This window comes from Streptomyces sp. STAM6, from assembly GCF_054963715.1.
In genome coordinates, this window is sequence record NZ_JBUEFZ010000092.1 from 1 (window position 1) to 552 (window position 552).

A 552-nucleotide genomic window follows, 5' to 3' on the forward strand; every position below is an offset into this window, starting at 1 on the left:
CCGGAAGCGGTTGATGGCGTCGATGTGCTTCGCGCGCAGTTCGTGGTCGCGCACGCCCAGGCCCTCTTCGGGCGCGAGGGCGAGGACGCCGACCTTGCCCTGGTGGAGGTTGCGGTGGACGTCGTAGGCGGCCTGGCCGGTGTCCTCCAGCGAGTACACCTTCGACAGGGTGGGGTGGATCTTGCCCTTGGCGATCAGGCGGTTGGCCTCCCACGCCTCGCGGTAGTTGGCGAAGTGCGAGCCGATGATGCGCTTCAGCGACATCCACAGGTAGCGGTTGTCGTACTCGTGCATGTAGCCCGAGGTCGAGGCGCAGGTGGTGATGGTGCCGCCCTTGCGGGTGACGTAGACGCTGGCGCCGAAGGTCTCGCGGCCGGGGTGCTCGAAGACGATGTCGATGTCCTCGCCGCCGGTCAGCTCACGGATCCGCTTGCCGAAACGCTTCCACTCCTTGGGGTCCTGGGTCTGCTCGTCCTTCCAGAACTTGTAGCCCTCGGCGCTGCGGTCGATGATCGCCTCCGCGCCCATCGACCGGCAGATGTCCGCCTTCTG

1 protein-coding gene is annotated in these 552 nt (G+C 66.8%); it reads right to left on the minus strand.

The features are described from left to right. A partial coding sequence (locus ACY34K_RS33865; RefSeq protein ID WP_462754111.1) for a zinc-binding dehydrogenase occupies positions 1 to 552 on the minus strand: 552 nt, incomplete at both ends.